This window comes from Pseudomonas sp. Irchel s3h9, from assembly GCF_900187475.1.
In the GTDB taxonomy this organism is placed as follows: domain Bacteria; phylum Pseudomonadota; class Gammaproteobacteria; order Pseudomonadales; family Pseudomonadaceae; genus Aquipseudomonas; species Aquipseudomonas neuropathica.
Map to the genome: position 1 here is coordinate 44802 of NZ_FYDH01000010.1, position 18983 is coordinate 63784.

The window sequence follows — 18983 nt, forward strand, 5'->3', positions numbered from 1 at the left end:
CGTCATGGCCAAACCTGGATTTCGCCTCGCGCTGTTTGCCACCCTGCTGGCACTTATTGTGGTGCTGCTCGGCGCCTACACGCGCCTGACCCACGCCGGCCTCGGCTGTCCGGACTGGCCGGGCTGCTACGGGTTTATCAGCGTGCCGAAAAGCGAAGCCCAACTGGCCCATGCCGAACTGCATTACCCCGACTCGCCAGTGGAGGCGCGCAAGGGCTGGAACGAGATGATCCACCGCTATTTCGCCGGCACCCTCGGCCTGCTTATTTCGATTCTGGCCGGACGCGCGTGGGTTAACCGTCGTCATCCGGGGCAGCCGTTGAAGTTGCCGCTGTTCCTGCTGGCCGTAGTGTTCGCGCAAGCGGCGTTCGGCATGTGGACGGTGACGCTCAAGCTCTGGCCGCAGGTGGTCACCGGGCATTTGCTCGGCGGCTTTGCGACGCTGAGTCTGCTGTTTTTACTGACGTTGCGATTGTCCGGTGTGCTGCCGGCGCTGACCGTGCCCAAGCGTTTGCAGTATTGGGCGACGGTGGGATTGTTGTTGGTGATCGGCCAGATTGCGCTGGGTGGCTGGGTCAGTTCCAACTACGCGGCGGTGGCCTGCATTGATTTCCCGACCTGCCACGGGCAATGGTTGCCACCGGCGGATTTCGCCAACGGTTTTCACCTGACCCAGCACATCGGCCCGAATTATCTGGGTGGGCAACTCGACAGCGATGCACGCACGGCGATTCACCTGACTCATCGTATCGGCGCGCTGCTGGTGACGCTGGTGCTGCTCGGTCTCGCTTGGCAACTGAAAGTGGTTGGCATGACGCGGTTGGCCGGTCTTGTGTTGATTGCCCTCGCGGCGCAGATCACCCTCGGCATCAGCAATGTCTTGTTCCATCTGCCGCTGCCAGTGGCGGTCGCGCATAACGCTGGCGGTGCGGCGCTGTTGCTGACCATGGTGCTGGTCAATTACCACGCGCGCACCAGTCTGGTCCGGGTCAAACAACCGGTGCTCGCGCGCTGGCGCCTGAGCCCGCGCAAACACGCGGCCGCGCCCATCACCATAAAAGGAGAAACACCGTGGCGATTCTGATTGGCGAGCGCCCGCATCAGGCGATCTGGCGTGATTATCTGGAGCTGACCAAACCGAAAGTCGTGGTGCTGATGCTGATCACCTCGCTGGTCGGCATGTTCCTCGCGACCCGCGCCGGGGTGCCGTGGACGGTACTGGTGTTCGGTAATCTGGGCATTGCGTTGTGTGCCGGTGGCGCGGCGGCGGTCAACCATGTGGTCGATCGGCGCATCGATGCGGTGATGGCGCGCACACACAAACGGCCATTGGCGGAAGGCCGGGTGTCGCCCGCGGCGGCGCTGACCTTTGCACTGGTGCTGGCGCTGCTCGGGCAGGCCTTGTTGCTGACCTTCACCAACCCGCTGACGGCTTGGCTGACCCTGGCTTCGCTGCTCGGTTACGCAGTGATCTACACCGGTTTCCTCAAACGCGCGACGCCACAGAACATCGTTATCGGTGGCCTCGCCGGCGCCGCGCCACCGCTGCTCGGCTGGACGGCTGCCACCGGCCACGTCAGTGCCGAACCGTTGTTGCTGGTGCTGATCATCTTCGCCTGGACGCCGCCGCACTTCTGGGCGCTGGCGATCCATCGCAAAGAGGAATACGCCAAGGCCGACATCCCGATGCTGCCGGTCACCCACGGCGAGCACTACACCAAAGTACACATTCTGCTGTACACCTTTGCGCTGCTGGCGGTAAGTCTGCTGCCTTACGTGATTCACATGAGCGGCATGCTCTACCTGATTTGCGCCCTCGCCCTCGGCGCAAGGTTTCTGCAATGGGCCGTGGTGCTGTACCGTGGCACTCGGCCGCACGCGGCGATCAACACCTTCAAGTACTCTATTTGGTACTTGTTTCTGCTGTTCATTGCCCTGCTCGTAGACCACTACTTACTGTTGAACCTATGACTCGAACCCAGAAAACCGTCTTCATCCTCGTCGCCGTGATCGCGCTGATCCTGGGACTTACCGTCAACAAAGTACTGAGCGGCAAGGGCCAGGGCGACCCGACTGCGCTGATCGACGCCGGCATTATCCTGCTGCCGCAGAGCCGCAATCTGCCGGATGTGACGATGACCGATCAGGACGGCAAACCGGTGGCGATCAACGAGTTGAAAGGCAAGTGGAGCCTGCTGTTCTTCGGCTACACGTTCTGCCCGGACATCTGCCCGACAACGTTGGCGCAGCTGCGGCAGATCAAGAGTGAGCTGCCGAAAGACGCTGTGGATAAGTTGCAGATCGTGCTGGTCAGCGTTGATCCGAACCGCGATAACCCCAAGCAGTTGAAGCAGTACCTAGGCTATTTTGATCCCCAGTTCATTGGCCTGACGCCGACTTCGATCGAAGAGCTGCAGAAGGTGGCGAACGCGGTGAGTATTCCGTTTATTCCGGCGGATACCAGTAAGCCGAATTACACGGTGGATCACAGCGGTAATCTCGCGGTGATCGGCCCGGACGGGACGCAGCGGGGGTTTATTCGGGCGCCGTTGAATAATGCCAAACTGGTTGCGCAGCTGCCGGTGATGCTTAACCGCAAATAAAAGCTGAAGAGCGAAAAGCCCCTCACCCTAGCCCTCTCCCAGAGGGAGAGGGAACTGACCGAGGTGTTTGTTCGAGTTGCGCCGACCTGCAATTGTGAGTCGAACTCAGGCTCGAAAAGCTTGAAGATAGGCCCCCTCTCCCTCGGGAGAGGGCTGGGGTGAGGGGAAGCTTCACAGCAGGTCCAAAGCCAAGCACAAGACACAAAAAAGGGGACGCGCATGGCGTCCCCTTTTCGTTGCAGCATTCCTGAATCAGAACGCCGGCAACACCGCGCCTTTGTACTTCTCGGTAATGAATTTCTTCACTTCCGGGCTGTGCAGCGCAGCAGCGAGTTTCTTCATCGCGTCGCTGTCCTTATTGTCCGCGCGGGACACGAGGATGTTCACGTACGGCGAGTCGTTGCCTTCGATTACCAGCGCATCCTTGGACGGATCGAGCTTGGCTTCCAGTGCGTAGTTGGTGTTGATCAGCGCCAGATCAACCTGGGTCAGCACGCGCGGGATGGTCGCGGCTTCCAGTTCACGGATTTTCAGGTCTTTCGGGTTTGTCGCAATGTCTTTGACAGTCGACAGGATGTTGGTCGGATCCTTCAAAGTGATCACGCCAGCCTTGGCCAGCAGCAACAGCGCGCGGCCGCCGTTGGTGGCGTCGTTCGGGATCACCACGTTGGCGCCGCTTGGCAGATCCTTCAGCTCCTTGAGCTTGCTCGAGTAAGCGCCCAGCGGCTCCAGGTGCACACCGGTCACGGCAACCAGACTAGTGCCCTTGGCCTTGTTGAACTCATCGAGATACGGCTGGTGCTGGAAGAAGTTGGCGTCCAGACGCTTTTCCGCGACCTGTACGTTCGGCTGAATGTAGTCGGTAAAGACCTTGACCTTCAGCTCCACGCCTTCTTTGGCTAGCGCCGGCTTCACGAACTCGAGGATTTCTGCGTGCGGCACCGGAGTGGCGGCAACGGTCAGGGTTTCGGCGTGGGCCGAGAATGCTGCAACGGCAGCAAAAGCAGCGATCAGTTTTTTCATTCAGCTAACTCCTTATGAGGCGACCGTCTGGCGCCTGCCAGCGAATGGCCGGCTCATCTGTTCAATACAAAACTGCTTATTTGCGCGAGAAATGCACGACCAGTCGATCACCGACCATCTGCAGCACTTGCACCAGAATCAACAGCAACACCACAGTGACGATCATCACGTCTGTCTGGAAACGCTGGTAACCGAAACGGATCGCCAGGTCGCCGAGACCACCGGCACCGACCACACCGGCCATTGCCGTGTAGGACACCAGTGTAATCGCCGTCACCGTAATCGCCGCGAAGATGCCCGGGCGGGCTTCCGGCAGCAAAGCGTTCATGATGATCTGCCGCGTGGTCGCGCCCATCGACTGGGTCGCTTCGATGATCCCGCGATCGACTTCACGCAGCGCGGTTTCCACCAGACGTGCGAAGAACGGTGTGGCACCGACCACCAGTGGCGGAATCGCACCGGCCACGCCCAACGACGTGCCGGTGATCAGCACGGTGAACGGGATCATAACGATCAACAGAATGATGAACGGCAGCGAACGCAGGATGTTCACTGCCAGCGACATAAACGCGTAGAGGCCACGGTTTTCCAGCAACTGACGCGGGCTGCACAGAAACAGCAACACGCCCAGCGGCAGGCCGAGCAATACGGTGAACAGCAGCGAACCACCGAGCATCAGCATCGTATCGCCGGTTGCCAGCCAGATTTCGTACCAGTCGATATTGGTGAAGAAACTGATCAGGTCTTCCATTAGCGCAATACCTCCATGTGAACGTCAGCGGCGGTGAAGCGGGCGAACGCCGCTTCCATGTCGCCACCGGTGACGGCGAGGGTCAATTGCCCGTACGGAATGTCTTTGATGCGGTCGATACGACCGGCGAGGATGCTGTAGTCGACGCCGGTTTCCCGGGCGACGGTGCCAAGCAACGGCGCGTAGGTCGCTTCGCCCTGGAAGGTCAGACGCACGATGCGGCCCGGCACGTGAGCGAAGTCATCACGCTGCTCGCTTTCGTCGATCTGCTCGCTTTCCTGCACAAAACGCTTGGTGGTCGGGTGTTTTGGATGCAGGAACACATCGGCCACCGAACCTTGCTCGACGATCACGCCAGCGTCCATCACCGCCACTTGATCGCAGACGCGACGTATCACGTCCATCTCGTGGGTGATCAGGACGATGGTCAGTTTCAGTTCGCGGTTGATCTCGGCCAGCAGTTGCAGGACCGACGCGGTGGTCTGCGGGTCGAGGGCACTGGTGGCCTCGTCGCACAGCAGAATCTTCGGCTTGGTCGCCAGGGCGCGGGCGATGCCGACGCGCTGCTTCTGACCGCCGGACAATTGCGCCGGGTACTTCTTGGCGTGGTCGGACAGACCGACGCGCGCCAGCAATTCGGCAACACGCTTGTCGATTTCGCTGCCCGACAGTTCGCCGGCCAGGGTCAGCGGCAACGCAACGTTGTCGGCCACGGTCTTGGAGGCAAGCAGGTTGAAGTGCTGGAAGATCATCCCGACTTGCTGGCGGAAACGGCGCAGGCCTTTGGCGTCGAGCGCGGTAACTTCTTCGCCGTCGACGATGATCTTGCCGCCACTGGAGTTCTCCAGGCGATTGATCAGACGCAGCAGGGTACTTTTGCCCGCGCCGGAATGGCCGATGAGGCCGAACACCTGCCCGTTCTCGATAGAGAGACTGGTCGGGTGCAGCGCGGGAATGTCCTTACCGGCGACGCGGTAAGTCTTGTGGACGTTTTGAAACTCGATCACGTAGCGAACCTTGTGGGGCGCGTTAGAAAAGGATCAGCGGTTAGCCGGGCGCGCATTTTAGCCTGTCCGTATAGAGGTTCTTAGCATTTATTTCGCAATTAACCTTCGATTTGGCAATAACAAGATCAAAGGTCATAAAAAAGGAACGTCCAAAGCAGCCCATCAGTCACTAAGTAAGCGACTTGAAAACCCTGGGTGCCGTGCCCGGGAACCACTCAAGAGTCCCCGGCCAGCATCGGGGTCAACCGAGGAGTTTACGACTGATGAGCAAGAAGCCTACGACCGATAAAAGCCAGATGGCCGGAACCGATGCCCCGGATCGCGCCAACACCAACGCCAAACTCGACAGCCTGGAAAAGTTTCGCTCCGACGCCACCGGCCAGGCCCTGCGCACCAACCAAGGTGTGAAGATCGCTGACAACCAGAACACCCTCAAGGCCGGCCCTCGTGGGCCGTCGCTGCTTGAAGACTTCATCATGCGGGAAAAGATCACGCATTTTGACCATGAGCGGATCCCGGAACGCATCGTCCATGCGCGCGGCACCGGCGCGCATGGTTTCTTTCAGACCTACGAGAACCATTCGACGCTGACCAAGGCCGGTTTCCTACAAGATCCGGGCAAGAAGACTCCAGTGTTCGTGCGCTTTTCCACGGTTCAGGGCCCACGCGGTTCCGGCGACACCGTGCGTGACGTACGCGGTTTCGCGGTGAAGTTCTTCACCGATGAAGGCAACTTCGACCTGGTCGGCAACAACATGCCGGTGTTCTTTATTCAGGACGCGATCAAGTTTCCCGACTTCGTCCACGCGGTCAAACCCGAACCGCACAATGAAATCCCAACCGGTGGCTCAGCTCACGATACCTTCTGGGATTTCGTTTCGCTGGTGCCGGAATCGGCGCACATGGTCATCTGGGCAATGTCCGACCGGGCGATCCCGAAAAGCCTGCGCAGCATGCAGGGCTTCGGCGTGCACACCTTCCGTCTGATCAACGCGGAGGGCAAATCGCGCTTCGTCAAATTCCACTGGCGCCCTACCGCCGGCACTTGTTCGCTGGTGTGGGACGAGGCGCAGAAGCTTGCCGGTAAAGACACCGACTACCACCGTCGCGACCTCTGGGAAGCGATCGAAATGGGCGATTACCCGGAATGGGAACTCGGCGTACAGATCATCGAGGAGGAAAACGAGCACGACTTCGACTTCGATATCCTCGACCCGACCAAGCTGATCCCCGAAGAAATCGTGCCGATCACGCCGCTGGGCAAGATGACGCTGAACCGCAACCCGGACAACTTCTTTGCCGAGACCGAGCAGGTCGCGTTCTGCCCTGGCCACATCGTGCCGGGCATCGACTTCTCCAATGACCCGCTGCTGCAAGGTCGGCTGTTTTCCTACACCGACACGCAAATCAGCCGACTCGGTGGGCCGAATTTTCACGAGTTGCCGATCAACCGGCCGGTTGCGCCGTTCCACAATGGCCAGCGTGATGCGCAGCACCGCACGGTGATCGACAAGGGCCGCGCCTCGTATGAGCCGAACTCGATTGATGGCGGCTGGCCCAAAGAAACCCCTCCGGCCGCGCAGGACGGTGGTTTCGAAAGTTATCCAGAGCGCATTGATGCGATCAAGATCCGCCAGCGCAGCGAGTCGTTCAGCGATCACTTCTCTCAGGCGACCTTGTTCTTCAACAGCATGAGCGATCACGAGAAGGAGCACATCATTGCCGCTTACAGCTTCGAGCTGGGCAAGGTTGAGCGCGAGTTCATCCGTGCGCGGGAAGTGAACGAGATTCTGGCCAACATTGACCTCGAACTGGCCAAGCGCGTTGCGGCCAATCTAGGTCTGCCGGCACCAGGCAAAGGCACGGTCGAGGCTCGTAAAACCTCTTTCGATCATTCGCCGTCATTGAGTCAGGCCAACCTGTTGCCGGAAAACATCAAGACGCGAAAAGTGGCGATTCTTGCCGCGAATGGCGTCGATGGTGCAGCGATTGATGCGATGAAGAAGGCTCTGGCGGCTGAAGGTGCGCATGCCAAGTTACTCGGCGCAACTTCAGCGCCGGTGAAGACCGCTGACGGCAAAATGTTGCCAGTAGATGCTTCGATGGAAGGCATGCCGTCGGTGATTTTTGACGCGGTGTTCGTGCCGGGTGGCGCGGCGTCGGTGAAGGCGTTGAGCGGTGATGGCGTGGCGCTGCACTACCTGCTGGAGGCGTACAAGCATCTGAAGGCGATTGCGTTGCACGGCGAGGCCAAGCAATTGCAGGATCTGCTGAAACTGGAGGCGGATGACGGATTGCTGCAGGGCAAGGATGTGCCAGCGTTGACCAAGCCGTTCTTTGCGGCGATCGGGCAGCATCGGGTTTGGGCGCGGGAGCCTAAGGCGAAAGCCATTCCGGCTTAAGATCTTCGGGAATAGAAAGACCGCTTTCGCGAGCAGGCTCGCTCCCACAAGGGTTCTCCTTTGAACACGAATTTTGTGTTCTCTGGAGATCCCTGTGGGAGCGAGCCTGCTCGCGAAGCTTCTTAGGGTTTACGCGGGCTCAGAACCATCTGCGCCGGCACTGTGCGCACGGTCTGTTTCACGATCTTCAGATCAAAATCCGGGTTCAACTTCTTCACCCGCTTGGTCAGCAGAGTCGCCAGCCACGGATAGTCATCGGTGCGCGGTGCCTGAATGGTCACCCCACACTCGTAATTCACCACATCAGCGGCGATCGCGTCGAGTTGACGACGAAGTTTGCGGCTATCGGTGATGTTCAGCGCAACCGTAGTGCTCTCAGCGGTCGGATCAATCACTTTAGCTTTCGGCTTGGCCTCGGCGGCCAGCAATGCAGCCTCAGCCTTTTCCAGCTCAGCCTTGCGCGCTTCAGTAATGGCACCGTTGACGCCACCGGTCAGCGCCGGCGCTTTCGGCATCAACGCGCGAGCACGGCTTAACGCCGTAGCGGCAGCATTCACATCGCCCTTCTGCAGCACGATCTGGCTGCGACGCAGATACGCTTCGGCCAATTGCCGCTGGTATTGCTCAAGGGATTGATCGTTTGGGGTTTCTTTCTGCAAAGCGGCCAACTGATCTTCGGCAGTGGCCAGTTCGCTGCTGGCCAGGCTTTGCTCCAGCTGTGCGATGGCCGTAGCTCGCGCATCGGGGACTTCGGCCACCGGCGGCGTGCTTTGGCAGGCGCCCAGTAGCACTGAAAATGCGACAAGGAGCAGATAACGGGAGGCGAACGGCTTCATTCCTGCGACTCTCTATTTGCGCAAAAAGCGGCCAAGTCTACACCCCACGACGGGGCAGAACAAAACTCAACAGAAACAGTGCGGCCGCCGTCACAACGATTGACGGGCCGGCCGGGGTGTCCTTGAACCACGACAACGCCAGCCCGCCACACACGGCGAGCATGCCCAGCAGGCTCGCGCCCAGCGCCATCTGCTCCGGCGAGCGGGCGTGACGCTGTGCCGCAGCCGCCGGGATGATCAGCAGTGAGGTAATCAGCAACACGCCGACAATTTTCATCGCCACCGCGATCACCACCGCAATCAACAACATCAGCGCCATGCGCAGACCTGCAACCGGCAGGCCTTCGACCTTGGCCAACTCTTCGTGCACGGTAATCGCCAGCAACGGCCGCCACAGCGTCACCAGCAACACCAGCACCGCCGCACTGCCGCCGAGGATCCACGCCAGATCGGTTGGACTGATCGCCAGCAGGTCGCCGAACAGATAGGCCATCAGGTCGATCCGCACTTCATGCATGAAGCTTAGTACCACCAGGCCGAGAGAGAGCGTGCTCGGTGCGAGAATTCCCAAAAGCGTGTCAGACGCCAGCGGTTGGCGCTGTTGCAGCGTGACCAGCAGCACCGCCAGCAGCAGGCATCCGACCGTCACCGCGACCGTAGGACTGACATCCAGCAGAAAGCCCAACGCCACACCGAGCAAGGCAGCGTGGGACAAGGTGTCGCCGAAATACGCCATGCGCCGCCAGACCACGAACGAACCCAGCGGACCTGCAACGATCGCCAACGCCAGACCTGCAAGCAGGGCATACAACAGAAAATCAGCCATGCTTGCAGTTGTCTCCGTGAACGTGAGGTTGGCCAATAACCGGCCCTTTGACCACCGAACCGTGCAGGTCGTGAGCGTGGTCGTGATGGTGGTGATAAACCGCCAGGCTCTGCGCGTTCTTGCCGAACAGCTCGACGAACGCCGGATCGCCACTGACCTGCTCGGGATGCCCGGAGCAGCAGACGTGACGGTTGAGGCAGACCACCTGATCGGTGGTGCTCATCACCAAATGCAAATCGTGGGACACCATCAACACGCCGCAGCCATGGCGGTCGCGCAGACGGGTGATCAGGCTGTACAGCTCGGCCTGGCCAGCGACATCGACGCCTTGAACCGGCTCATCAAGCACCAGCAGTTCCGGTTCGCGCAGCAGCGCCCGAGCGAGTAGTACGCGCTGCATTTCGCCGCCGGAAACGCTTTGCACCGGGCTATCGATGACGTGTTCGGCGCCGACTTCTTTCAGCGCAGCCAGCGCACGCGGGCGGTCAACGCCCGGTACCAAGCGCAGAAAACGCAACACCGAAAGCGGCAAGGTCGGATCGACGTGAAGTTTTTGCGGCATGTAGCCGACGCGCAGTTTCGGCTTGCGCCAGACACTGCCGCTGTCCGGCTTCAACAAACCAAGCACGGCGCGCACCAGCGTAGTCTTGCCGGCGCCGTTGGGGCCGATCAGGGTAACGATCTGCCCGGGCTCGACGCTCAGCTCGATGTTGTCCAGCACAGCCTGCCCGGCAAATGTGACGGCGACCTGTTCCAGACGGATCAGCGCATTGCTCATCAAGCCCCCTGGCAACCAGAGCACAGGCCGACGACTTCGACGGTCTGCGCTTCGACGATGAAACCAACGTCTTTGGCGCTGTTGATGATCGCGTCACTGATCACTTTTTGCTCAAGCTCGATGGCAGCGTGGCAATCGCGGCAGATCAGGAACTGGCCCTGATGCGCGTGTTCCGGGTGCACGCAGCCGACGAAGGCGTTCAGCGAAGAAATGCGGTGCACCAGGCCGTTTTCCAGGAGGAAATCCAGCGCGCGGTACACCGTCGGCGGTGCGGCGCGGCGGCCATCCTGCTCGCTCAGCACCGCAAGAATGTCGTAGGCGCCCAGCGGCTTGTGGCTCTGCCACACCAGTTCCAGCACCCGGCGGCGCAACGCGGTCAGGCGCAAGCCTTTCTGGGCGCACAAGGTATCGGCCTCGGACAAAGCGCTGTGCACGCAATGAGAGTGGTCGTGGGGACGGCTGGCAATCGGTGTAATAGGCATGGGCGGCGACGAGTTTTGATAGAGACGTTATTATGTTACCCGTTCTCGCCTCCTTGAGTGGTCATCGTGTCCCGACTTTTTTCTGTTTTTGTGGCTTTTGTCGCCAGTTTTCTGCTGATCGGTTCGGCTCAGGCCGAGGTCAAAGTCCTCACCAGCATCAAACCGTTGCAGCTGATTGCAGCGGCCGTGCAGGACGGCGTAGCGATTCCCGAAGTGCTGCTGCCGCCGGGTGCTTCGCCACACAATTACGCGCTGCGGCCATCCGACGTACGGAAGGTGCAATCGGTGGATCTGCTCTACTGGATCGGCCCGGACATGGAAGGCTTTCTGCCGCGCGTGTTGAACGGTCGAACGCTGCCGAGCGTCGCGGTGCAGGATCTGCCAGGGATGAAACTGCGGCGTTTCGCTGAGGACAGCCACTCCCACGCCGAAGAGGCTGACGAGCATGATCACGATCACCGTCCTGGCACGCTCGATGCGCACTTGTGGTTATCACCGGTCAATGCGCGGGTAATTGCCGACAAAATGGCCGCGGACTTGAGCGCCGTTGATCCGGCCAATGCCGAGCGCTATCAGAAAAACGCCAAGGCATTTGACGAACGTCTGGACGCACTGGATCAGCGTTTGAAGAAGCGTCTGGCCAGCGTTGAAGGCAAGCCGTACTTCGTCTTTCACGAGGCGTTTGATTACTTTGAAGAGGCTTATGGCCTGAAGCATGCCGGCGTGTTCAGCGTGGCCGCCGAAGTGCAGCCCGGTGCGCAGCATGTTGCGGCGATGCGCAAGCGTTTGCAGGAAGTCGGCAAGACGTGTGTGTTCAGTGAGCCGCCGTTGCGGCCGCGTTTGGCCGAAACCTTGGTTGCAGGTTTGCCGGTGAAACTGGCGGAGCTGGACGCGTTGGGCGGGTACACCCCGGCGACAGCTCAGGGCTATGAGCAAGTGCTAGAGAAGTTGGGCAATGATCTGGCGGGATGCCTGGAATCTCTGTAGCCGCATAGAAAAAGATCGCAGCCTTCGGCAGCTCCTACAGGTAATCCCATGTAGGAGCTGCCGAAGGCTGCGATCTTTTGATATTAAAGCGCGAAAGGCAAAGGTGTATTGACCTGCTGCCGCTGCGCCAACCGCTGTTCAAACTCTTTCGGATCGTGAATCAACACGTCCTGCCCGGCGAACTGCTCCGCCGCGATCAACCGCGACAGCCAGAACCGCACACAGGCTACACGCAGCATCGTCGGCCACAACTCAGCCTCCGCCGCCGTGAACGGTCGCAACGCCGCATAGGCGCCGAGAAACGCGCGGGCACGCGGCCCGTCGATTAAACCGTCCTCGTCCGAGCACCAGTCATTCAAGGCGATCGCCACGTCGTAGAGCATCGGCCCTGAGCAGGCGTTGTAGAAGTCGATCAAACCGGTCAGGTGCGTGCCTTCGAACATCGCGTTATCGCGAAACAGGTCGGCGTGGATGTTGGCGCGAGGCAGCGCAAGAATCTTGTCTTTGCGCTCGGTGATCTCGTTCAACGCCTTTTGCAGCAGCGCACGCGGCTCATCGCTCAGGTGCGAAAGAAACTCCGTGCCCTCTTCCAGCATCCAGTCCAGGCCACGGTCGGTCTTGCGCTTGATCATGCGCTCGTCCTGGGTCGCCAGGTGCAGGTGCGCCTGCAACTCGCCGACCTGCGCGCAATGCTGAGCATTAGCGACCTTGATGTGCTTACCGGAAAGGCGCGGTTGCAGCAGTGCCGGTTTGCCTTTCAGCTCACGCAGCGCCACGCCGTCGGTGGTGCGAAGTGCGTACGGCACCGGCAGATCGGCTTCATGGAGCACATCGAGCAGGTCGATGAAAAACGGCATCTCCTGCACCGGGCCGCGCTCGACCAGGGTCAGGACGAATTCGCCCTGCTCCAGGCTGATAAAGAAATTGGTGTTTTCGCTGCCGGCGGCGATCCCCTGGAAATCAAGCAGACGGCCAAGCCCGTAAGGGGCGAGAAAGGTTTCCAGCTCGGGCCGAGCCAGGGGAGTGAACACAGACATGTTTTAACTGCCAGTACGGGCGCCGCCAATCGCGGCGCCGGGTGAATTAAAAATCTACTTCCATTCGAAAATCTTCCACGACGGAATCAGCATATCCGGCTGATCCGAGCGGATGAAGTTTGCATCCGTCCCATCTGCACGCACCAGAAAGTACGGCGGCGCGCCCTTCGGCGTGACTTTGATCGCGTACAGGAAGCCGTTTTGCCGGTACTCCTGAATCGTCTTGTCGCCTTCCGTGCGAATGGTTACTTCAGGATCCCCTGACGGCGCATCATCCGCCGCCATCGCGGCCAACGGTGAGGCAGCAATCAGACCGACCAGCAGCAAGCGATTTAACGTACGCATGATAACCTTGTCCCTTTGTCGTCAACGGTCCCGCTATTCTAGCGCCGGACCCGCCGAAAAGGTTGATCCTGCTCATGAGCCAAGCCCCCCTCGTCCTGGTGGACGGTTCGTCTTACCTGTACCGCGCGTTTCACGCGCTGCCACCACTGACCACCTCCAAAGGCCTGCCGACCGGTGCGGTCAAAGGCGTGCTGAACATGCTCAAGAGTCTGCGCAAGCAGTACCCGGACAGCCCGTTCGCCGTGGTGTTCGACGCCAAGGGCGGGACATTTCGCGATGAAATGTACGCCGAATACAAAGCCAATCGCCCGAGCATGCCCGACGACATGCGCGTGCAGATCGAGCCGCTGCACCAGAGCGTGATCGCCCTCGGTTTCCCGCTGCTGTGCGTGGAAGGCGTCGAGGCTGACGACGTGATCGGCACCCTGGCGCGCAGCAGCGCGGCGGCGGATCGCCCGGTGATCATCTCCACCGGCGACAAGGACATGGCGCAACTGGTCGATGGCCACATTACTTTGGTCAACACCATGTCCGGTAGCTCGATGGACGTGGAGGGCGTTAAGGAGAAATTCGGCGTCGCTCCGGAGCAGATCATCGATTATCTGGCGCTGATGGGCGATTCGTCCGACAACATTCCGGGCGTTCCCGGCATCGGCCCGAAGACTGCGTCCGGCCTGTTGGTCGGCGTCAACGGCGGCCTCACCGAGCTGTACGCCAATCTCGACATCGTGCCGACCCTGCCGATTCGCGGCGCCAAGACCCTGCCGGCCAAGCTTGAAGAGCACAAGGAGATGGCGTTCCTCTCCTATCAACTGGCGACCATCAAGGTCGACGTGCCGCTGGACGTCGAACTCGACGACCTGCAGATGGGCGCCGAAGACCCGGCCAAGCTCTACGAGCTGTACTCGCTGCTGGAATTCAAAAGCTGGATCAATGATCTCGATCGCGACGCCAAACGTCTGGAACTGAGCGCAGCCAGCGAACCTGCGCTGGCCGGCGATCTGTTCAGCGCACCAGCGGAAGAAGCGCCTGTCGCTCCCGCCGAAGCTGCCTACGAAACCATCCTTGATCAGGCGCGCTTCGACGTCTGGCTGGAAAAACTCAACAACGCCAAACTGTTCGCCTTCGACACCGAAACCACCGGCATCGACGCGCAGCAAGCGCAGCTGGTCGGCCTGTCGTTCGCCGTGCAGGCCAACGAAGCCGCGTACATTCCGCTGACTCACTCCTACATCGGCGTGCCGGAACAGCTGGATCGCGACACCGTGCTGCGCGCACTCAAGCCGATTCTCGAAGACCCGAGCAAGCTGAAGGTCGGCCAGCACGCCAAGTTCGATATGAATATTCTGGCCAACTGTGCCATCGGCGGCGATCAGAGCCAAGGCATCAACGTGCGCGGCATCGCCTTCGACACGATGCTTGAGTCCTACGTGCTCAACTCCACCGCCACCCGCCACGACATGGACAGCCTCGCGCAGAAGTACTTGGATCACACCACCGTGAGCTTCCAGGACATCGCCGGCAAAGGCGCCAAGCAGCTGACTTTCGACCAGATCGCTTTGGAACAGGCCGGGCCGTACGCCGCCGAAGACGCTGATATCACCCTGCGCCTGCACCAGACGCTGTTCGAAAAACTCAGCGCCATCCCGAGTCTGGCCAGCGTTTTGACCGACATCGAGATTCCGCTGGTGCCGGTACTGGCGCGCATCGAACGCCAAGGCGCGTTCGTTGATGCCGAACTGCTCGGCATTCAGAGCATCGAACTGGGCAACAAAATGGTCGCACTTGAGCGCGAAGCGTTCGAGATCGCCGGGGAAGAATTCAACCTTGGCTCGCCGAAGCAGTTGGGCGTGATTCTCTACGAGAAACTCGGCCTGCCAGTATTGAAGAAGACCGCCAAGGGCCAACCGTCCACCGCTGAAGAAGTGCTAGCGAAGCTCGCTGAAGACGATCACCGCTTGCCGAAGGTGCTGATGGAGCACCGGTCGATGAGCAAGCTGAAAAGCACCTACACCGATCGCCTGCCGGAGCAGATCAATCCGCGCACCGGGCGTGTCCACACCTCGTATCACCAGGCTGTGGCATCAACCGGGCGTTTGTCCTCGAGCGATCCAAACCTGCAGAATATCCCGGTGCGCACCGCGGAAGGCCGGCGCATCCGTCAGGCGTTCGTCGCGCCAAAGGGCTACAAACTGCTGGCGGCGGACTATTCGCAGATCGAACTGCGGATCATGGCGCACCTGTCCAAGGACGAAGGCCTGATGAATGCCTTCCGCAACAATCTGGACGTGCACACCGCCACCGCTGCCGAAGTGTTCAAGGTCGAACTCAACGAAGTGACCTCCGACCAGCGCCGTGGCGCCAAGGCGATCAACTTCGGCCTGATCTACGGCATGGGCGCACAGAAGCTCGGCAAGGACATCGGCGTCGACACCAAGACCGCCAAGGCTTATATCGACACCTACTTCGCCCGTTATCCGGGGGTTCGCGAATACATGGATCGCACCCGCGCACAGGCGGCGGATCAGGGTTATGTCGAGACCTTCTTCGGTCGTCGTCTGTACCTGCCAGAAATCAACTCGAACAAGCCGCAGGAACGTGCCGCTGCCGAGCGCACAGCGATCAACGCGCCGATGCAGGGCACGGCTGCCGACATCATCAAGAAAGCCATGGTGGCGGTGGATAACTGGTTGGCGACATCCGGGCTGGACGCCAAAGTCATCCTGCAGGTGCACGATGAACTGGTGCTGGAGGTTCGTGAGGATCTGGTCGAACAAGTCAGTGCCGAGATTCGCGTGCACATGAGCGAGGCGGCGAAACTGGATGTGCCGCTGCTGGTCGAAGTGGGTGTGGGCAACAATTGGGATGAGGCTCACTGAGGCTTTTGAACACGGTTTGCCGCGACCTGTTGTCGCGGCAGCGCCAGTAAAACCTGCTTATTTCGAAAAGCGCTTGGGATTATTCCAAAGCTTTTTGAAAAAAATCTGAACTAATCTGGAAGGACACCACTCAGAGATACTGAATGGCTGGTGAAGCCCTTCGATGCTCCTATGTTGTGTTAAGTGTTGGCAGATATCTGAACCCCGCCCTAGCGGTTCGGAACTTAAACCCCGGAACTTCTCCCTCCCCAATGAAGTCCGGGGCTTTTTTTGCCCGAAAATTGGCTGTGGCACGCTCAGACTGCGTTGAAAGCACAGCTAAAAATGCTCATTTAGGTAACCTAAACTCCGCTTTTTAGCTGTGCTTTCGCCTTGCCTGAGCGCACCACAGCCAATTTTCTAATCCCTGTTTTACTCAGCCGCCTCGGCGCCTTTGTCTGCCAGTTCCATCCAGCCGGCCAGTACAGTGTAGGCCTCTTCCAGGCCCATGCGTTTTGGCGCCGAGAACAGCTGGATGGTGACCAGGTCGCCCCAACCCTTGCGGATTTCCGACTGCACTTTGAGCAGGGTGTTCTTGGCTGCGCCGTAGGTCAGCTTGTCGGCCTTGGTCAGCAGGATGTGCATTGGCATGCCGGCCGCAACGGCCCAGTCGAGCATCAGCAGGTCGAAGTCGGTCATTGGATGACGGATGTCCATCATCAGAATCAGCCCCTTCAAACTCTCGCGGCCACCGAGGTAAGCCTCGAGGTGACGCTGCCAGTGCATCTTCAGCGGGATCGGTACTTTTGCGTAACCGTAGCCCGGCAGGTCGACCAGACGACGATCTTCGTCTAGCTTGAAGAAGTTCAACAGCTGTGTGCGACCTGGGGTTTTCGAGGTGCGCGCCAGACTGGCGTGAGTCAAAGTGTTCAGTGCGCTGGATTTGCCGGCGTTGGAACGACCGGCGAACGCTACTTCGAAGCCTTCGTCGTCAGGGCATTGATCGACTTTGGCGGCACTGAGCATAAACGTGGACTGTTGGCACAGGCCGAGGATGGGATTCTTGAGTTGCATGGGATTTCCGATGTGGGCGGCGCCGGGATTGGGCGCGGAACGCGGTGTCGCTTCCGTTTCAGTGACGCCAGTATATAATGCCGCAGATTTTGTGTGTGCTTTGTCCCAGCGTAGGATGAAGTTCACGAGAGCGACAGACCTTGATTGCGCATTAGAACGCAGAACGCTCTCAACCCTGAAAAGGTCGTTTTATGACGAAATGGCTGCTGGCTGCCGGAGTCTTGATGCCGCTTTACAGCGCACAGGCTACACAGGATCCGGAAGCTGTGTACAACCGTGTTTGTGGTGCCTGTCATTCCGGCCAACTACCCATGGCGCCCGAAAGAGGCGATCAGGAAGCTTGGACGCCGAGGTTGGCGAAAGGTATGGAGACGCTGGTGCAACACGTGACCCAGGGTTTCAAGGCGATGCCGCCGCGTGGTTTGTGCATGGACTGCAGTGCCGAGGATTACCAAGCCATCATCCTGTGGATGAGCGCGAGTAAGCCCGGTCCATAACTTAACCCTTAGCCGTAGTTGGATTAGCTGATGAACAAATTGATCGTGAGTCTGCTGTTGACCGTGGGAATCTCAGGCTTCGCCCATGCTGCCGGTGATGCCGCAGCAGGCCAGGCAAAAGCCGCCGTATGCGGAGCCTGCCATGGCCCGGACGGGAACAGCATGGCGCCAAACTTTCCGAAACTGGCCGGTCAAGGTGAACGCTACCTGACCAAGCAATTGCACGACATCAAGTCGGGCAAGCGCACCGTTCTGGAAATGACCGGATTGCTGACCAACTTGAGCGATCAGGACCTGGCCGACATCGCCGCCTACTTCGCCAGCCAGAAAGGCAGCGTCGGCGCCGCCGATCCGAAGATCGTCGCTCGCGGTGAGGCCCTGTTCCGTGGCGGCAACCTGGCCAAGGGCCTGCCAGCTTGCACCGGCTGTCACTCACCGAACGGCGCTGGCAACGCCGCGGCAGGCTTCCCGCACCTGGGTGGCCAACACGCTCAATACATCGCCAAGCAACTGACCGATTTCCGCAAGGAAGAAGGCGGCCGCAACAACGACGGCGACACCATGACCATGCAGACCATCGCCAAGCGCCTGAGCGACGAAGATATTGCTGCGGTCTCCAGCTACATTCAAGGTCTGCACTAAGCGCATTTGGCAGCGATAGATCTCGCGCAACGTTAACGCTCGATTAATCCGTCGCAGCAAGTATAAAAAGGGTGGCTTTGGCCGCCCTTTTTTGTGGCCGCTGCCGTTACACTACAGAACTCATGCCCGCCAGGATCTGTCTGAAAACAGGTCGCGCGAGGCGACCCAAATTGTCCAGGAGTAAAGCATGCGTAATCTGATCATCAGCGCCGCCCTCGTCGCTGCCAGCCTGTTCGGCGTGACCGCTCAAGCCGCCGAAACCCCTGCCGCACCGTATGTCGAACTGGCCAATCCGGTGCCGGTGGCAGAGCCTGGCAAGATCGAAGTGGTCGAGCTGTTCTGGTACGGCTGCCCGCACTGCTACGCCTTTGAGCCGGTGATCAACCCGTGGGTTGAAAAACTGCCATCCGACGTCAACTTCGTGCGTATTCCGGCGATGTTCGGCGGCCCATGGGACGCTCACGGCCAGATGTTCCTGACCCTCGAAGCCATGGGTGTCGAGCACAAGGTTCACAGCGCCGTGTTCAACGCAATCCAGAAAGAACACAAGAAGCTGACCGACAAGAACGACATGGCTGACTTCCTCGCCACTCAAGGCGTGGACAAGGACAAGTTCCTCGCCACCTTCGACTCGTTCGCCATCAAAGGCCAGATCGTCAAGGCCCGTGAACTGGCCAAGAAGTATGAAATCACTGGCGTGCCAACCATGATCGTCAACGGCAAGTACCGCTTTGACATCGGCTCTGCCGGTGGTGCCGAACAAGCGCTGCAACTGGCTGACCAACTGGTCGCCAAAGAGCGAGCGGCAACCAAGGCTGCAGCCAACTAAGCGCCG

At 59.8% G+C, this 18983-nt stretch carries 19 protein-coding genes; 9 read left to right on the plus strand and 10 right to left on the minus strand.

What is annotated here, in order from left to right; translation table 11 throughout:
• Nucleotides 1–4 precede the first annotated feature (4 nt).
• From CKW26_RS17680 to CKW26_RS17690, 3 genes are read left to right on the plus strand one after another with little or no spacing between them, the layout of a single operon-like run.
• Entirely contained in the window at nucleotides 5–1084 is a 1080-nt protein-coding gene (locus CKW26_RS17680) for a heme A synthase (protein WP_095049534.1), read from the plus strand.
• A complete protein-coding gene (cyoE, locus tag CKW26_RS17685) occupies nucleotides 1072–1971 on the plus strand; it encodes a heme o synthase (RefSeq protein ID WP_077575206.1) in 900 nt (299 codons plus the stop codon). Before CKW26_RS17680 ends, cyoE begins: the two co-directional genes overlap by 13 nt.
• Nucleotides 1968–2603 (plus strand): SCO family protein, encoded by a 636-nt coding sequence (locus CKW26_RS17690; protein ID WP_008081211.1) that lies wholly within the window; start codon nucleotides 1968–1970, stop codon nucleotides 2601–2603. Before cyoE ends, CKW26_RS17690 begins: the two co-directional genes overlap by 4 nt.
• 252 nt (nucleotides 2604–2855) lie before the next feature.
• On the opposite strand, the gene CKW26_RS17695 is transcribed toward CKW26_RS17690, so the two are convergent.
• The 3 genes from CKW26_RS17695 to CKW26_RS17705 all read right to left on the minus strand — a co-directional run bounded on the left by CKW26_RS17695 (nucleotide 2856) and on the right by CKW26_RS17705 (nucleotide 5384).
• Entirely contained in the window at nucleotides 2856–3626 is a 771-nt protein-coding gene (locus tag CKW26_RS17695) for a MetQ/NlpA family ABC transporter substrate-binding protein (RefSeq protein ID WP_095049535.1), read from the minus strand.
• Nucleotides 3627–3702: 76 nt separating this feature from the next.
• Complete coding sequence (locus tag CKW26_RS17700; RefSeq protein WP_016986455.1) at nucleotides 3703–4377, minus strand: methionine ABC transporter permease; 675 nt, start codon at nucleotides 4375–4377, stop codon at nucleotides 3703–3705.
• The gene (locus tag CKW26_RS17705) at nucleotides 4377–5384 is read right to left on the minus strand and encodes a methionine ABC transporter ATP-binding protein (protein ID WP_095049536.1); all 1008 of its coding nucleotides are present in this window, start codon (nucleotides 5382–5384) and stop codon (nucleotides 4377–4379) included. Before CKW26_RS17705 ends, CKW26_RS17700 begins: the two co-directional genes overlap by 1 nt.
• A gap of 260 nt (nucleotides 5385–5644) precedes the next feature.
• Here CKW26_RS17705 and katE point away from each other — a divergent pair, with 260 nt between their 5' ends.
• Nucleotides 5645–7786 carry a catalase HPII gene (gene katE, locus CKW26_RS17710; RefSeq protein ID WP_095049676.1) on the plus strand — a complete coding sequence of 714 codons (2142 nt, stop codon included), beginning with the start codon at nucleotides 5645–5647 and terminating at the stop codon, nucleotides 7784–7786.
• A gap of 122 nt (nucleotides 7787–7908) precedes the next feature.
• On the opposite strand, the gene CKW26_RS17715 is transcribed toward katE, so the two are convergent.
• Genes CKW26_RS17715 through CKW26_RS17730 form a run of 4 tightly spaced genes read right to left on the minus strand, consistent with a single transcriptional unit; the run spans nucleotide 7909 to nucleotide 10708 of the window.
• Nucleotides 7909–8622 carry a PA5502 family lipoprotein gene (locus CKW26_RS17715; RefSeq protein ID WP_095049537.1) on the minus strand — a complete coding sequence of 238 codons (714 nt, stop codon included), beginning with the start codon at nucleotides 8620–8622 and terminating at the stop codon, nucleotides 7909–7911.
• 37 nt (nucleotides 8623–8659) lie between these two features.
• Nucleotides 8660–9448: a zinc ABC transporter permease subunit ZnuB gene (gene znuB / locus CKW26_RS17720; RefSeq protein WP_007911758.1), complete on the minus strand. Its 789-nt coding sequence runs from the start codon at nucleotides 9446–9448 to the stop codon at nucleotides 8660–8662.
• Nucleotides 9441–10226, minus strand: coding sequence for a zinc ABC transporter ATP-binding protein ZnuC (znuC, locus tag CKW26_RS17725; RefSeq protein WP_007911759.1), 786 nt, complete (start codon nucleotides 10224–10226; stop codon nucleotides 9441–9443). The genes znuB and znuC overlap by 8 nt, the downstream gene beginning before the upstream one ends.
• Nucleotides 10226–10708 carry a Fur family transcriptional regulator gene (locus CKW26_RS17730; protein WP_007911760.1) on the minus strand — a complete coding sequence of 161 codons (483 nt, stop codon included), beginning with the start codon at nucleotides 10706–10708 and terminating at the stop codon, nucleotides 10226–10228. The genes znuC and CKW26_RS17730 overlap by 1 nt, the downstream gene beginning before the upstream one ends.
• Before the next feature lie 66 nt (nucleotides 10709–10774).
• Between CKW26_RS17730 and CKW26_RS17735 the strand changes: the two genes are divergently transcribed.
• Nucleotides 10775–11695 (plus strand): zinc ABC transporter substrate-binding protein ZnuA, encoded by a 921-nt coding sequence (locus CKW26_RS17735; protein WP_095049677.1) that lies wholly within the window; start codon nucleotides 10775–10777, stop codon nucleotides 11693–11695.
• Between the two features lie 83 nt (nucleotides 11696–11778).
• On the opposite strand, the gene CKW26_RS17740 is transcribed toward CKW26_RS17735, so the two are convergent.
• Nucleotides 11779–12732, minus strand: a complete 954-nt coding sequence (locus tag CKW26_RS17740; RefSeq protein WP_095049538.1) for a homoserine kinase — start codon at nucleotides 12730–12732, stop codon at nucleotides 11779–11781.
• Between the two features lie 54 nt (nucleotides 12733–12786).
• Complete coding sequence (locus CKW26_RS17745) at nucleotides 12787–13077, minus strand: DUF2782 domain-containing protein (protein WP_064389732.1); 291 nt, start codon at nucleotides 13075–13077, stop codon at nucleotides 12787–12789.
• A 74-nt stretch (nucleotides 13078–13151) separates the two neighbouring features.
• Between CKW26_RS17745 and polA the strand changes: the two genes are divergently transcribed.
• Nucleotides 13152–15956 carry a DNA polymerase I gene (gene polA / locus CKW26_RS17750; protein WP_095049539.1) on the plus strand — a complete coding sequence of 935 codons (2805 nt, stop codon included), beginning with the start codon at nucleotides 13152–13154 and terminating at the stop codon, nucleotides 15954–15956.
• A 411-nt stretch (nucleotides 15957–16367) separates the two neighbouring features.
• Here the strand turns inward: polA and yihA are convergent, their stop codons facing one another.
• Nucleotides 16368–17009, minus strand: coding sequence for a ribosome biogenesis GTP-binding protein YihA/YsxC (gene yihA, locus CKW26_RS17755; RefSeq protein ID WP_007911767.1), 642 nt, complete (start codon nucleotides 17007–17009; stop codon nucleotides 16368–16370).
• A 191-nt stretch (nucleotides 17010–17200) separates the two neighbouring features.
• Here yihA and CKW26_RS17760 point away from each other — a divergent pair, with 191 nt between their 5' ends.
• The 3 genes from CKW26_RS17760 (at nucleotide 17201) to CKW26_RS17770 (ending at nucleotide 18977) form a co-directional block, all read left to right on the plus strand.
• Nucleotides 17201–17506 (plus strand): cytochrome c5 family protein, encoded by a 306-nt coding sequence (locus CKW26_RS17760; protein WP_095049540.1) that lies wholly within the window; start codon nucleotides 17201–17203, stop codon nucleotides 17504–17506.
• A gap of 30 nt (nucleotides 17507–17536) precedes the next feature.
• Nucleotides 17537–18148, plus strand: coding sequence for a cytochrome c (locus CKW26_RS17765; protein ID WP_016986443.1), 612 nt, complete (start codon nucleotides 17537–17539; stop codon nucleotides 18146–18148).
• Nucleotides 18149–18335: 187 nt separating this feature from the next.
• Nucleotides 18336–18977, plus strand: a complete 642-nt coding sequence (locus CKW26_RS17770) for a thiol:disulfide interchange protein DsbA/DsbL (RefSeq protein WP_095049541.1) — start codon at nucleotides 18336–18338, stop codon at nucleotides 18975–18977.
• Nucleotides 18978–18983: the final 6 nt, after the last annotated feature.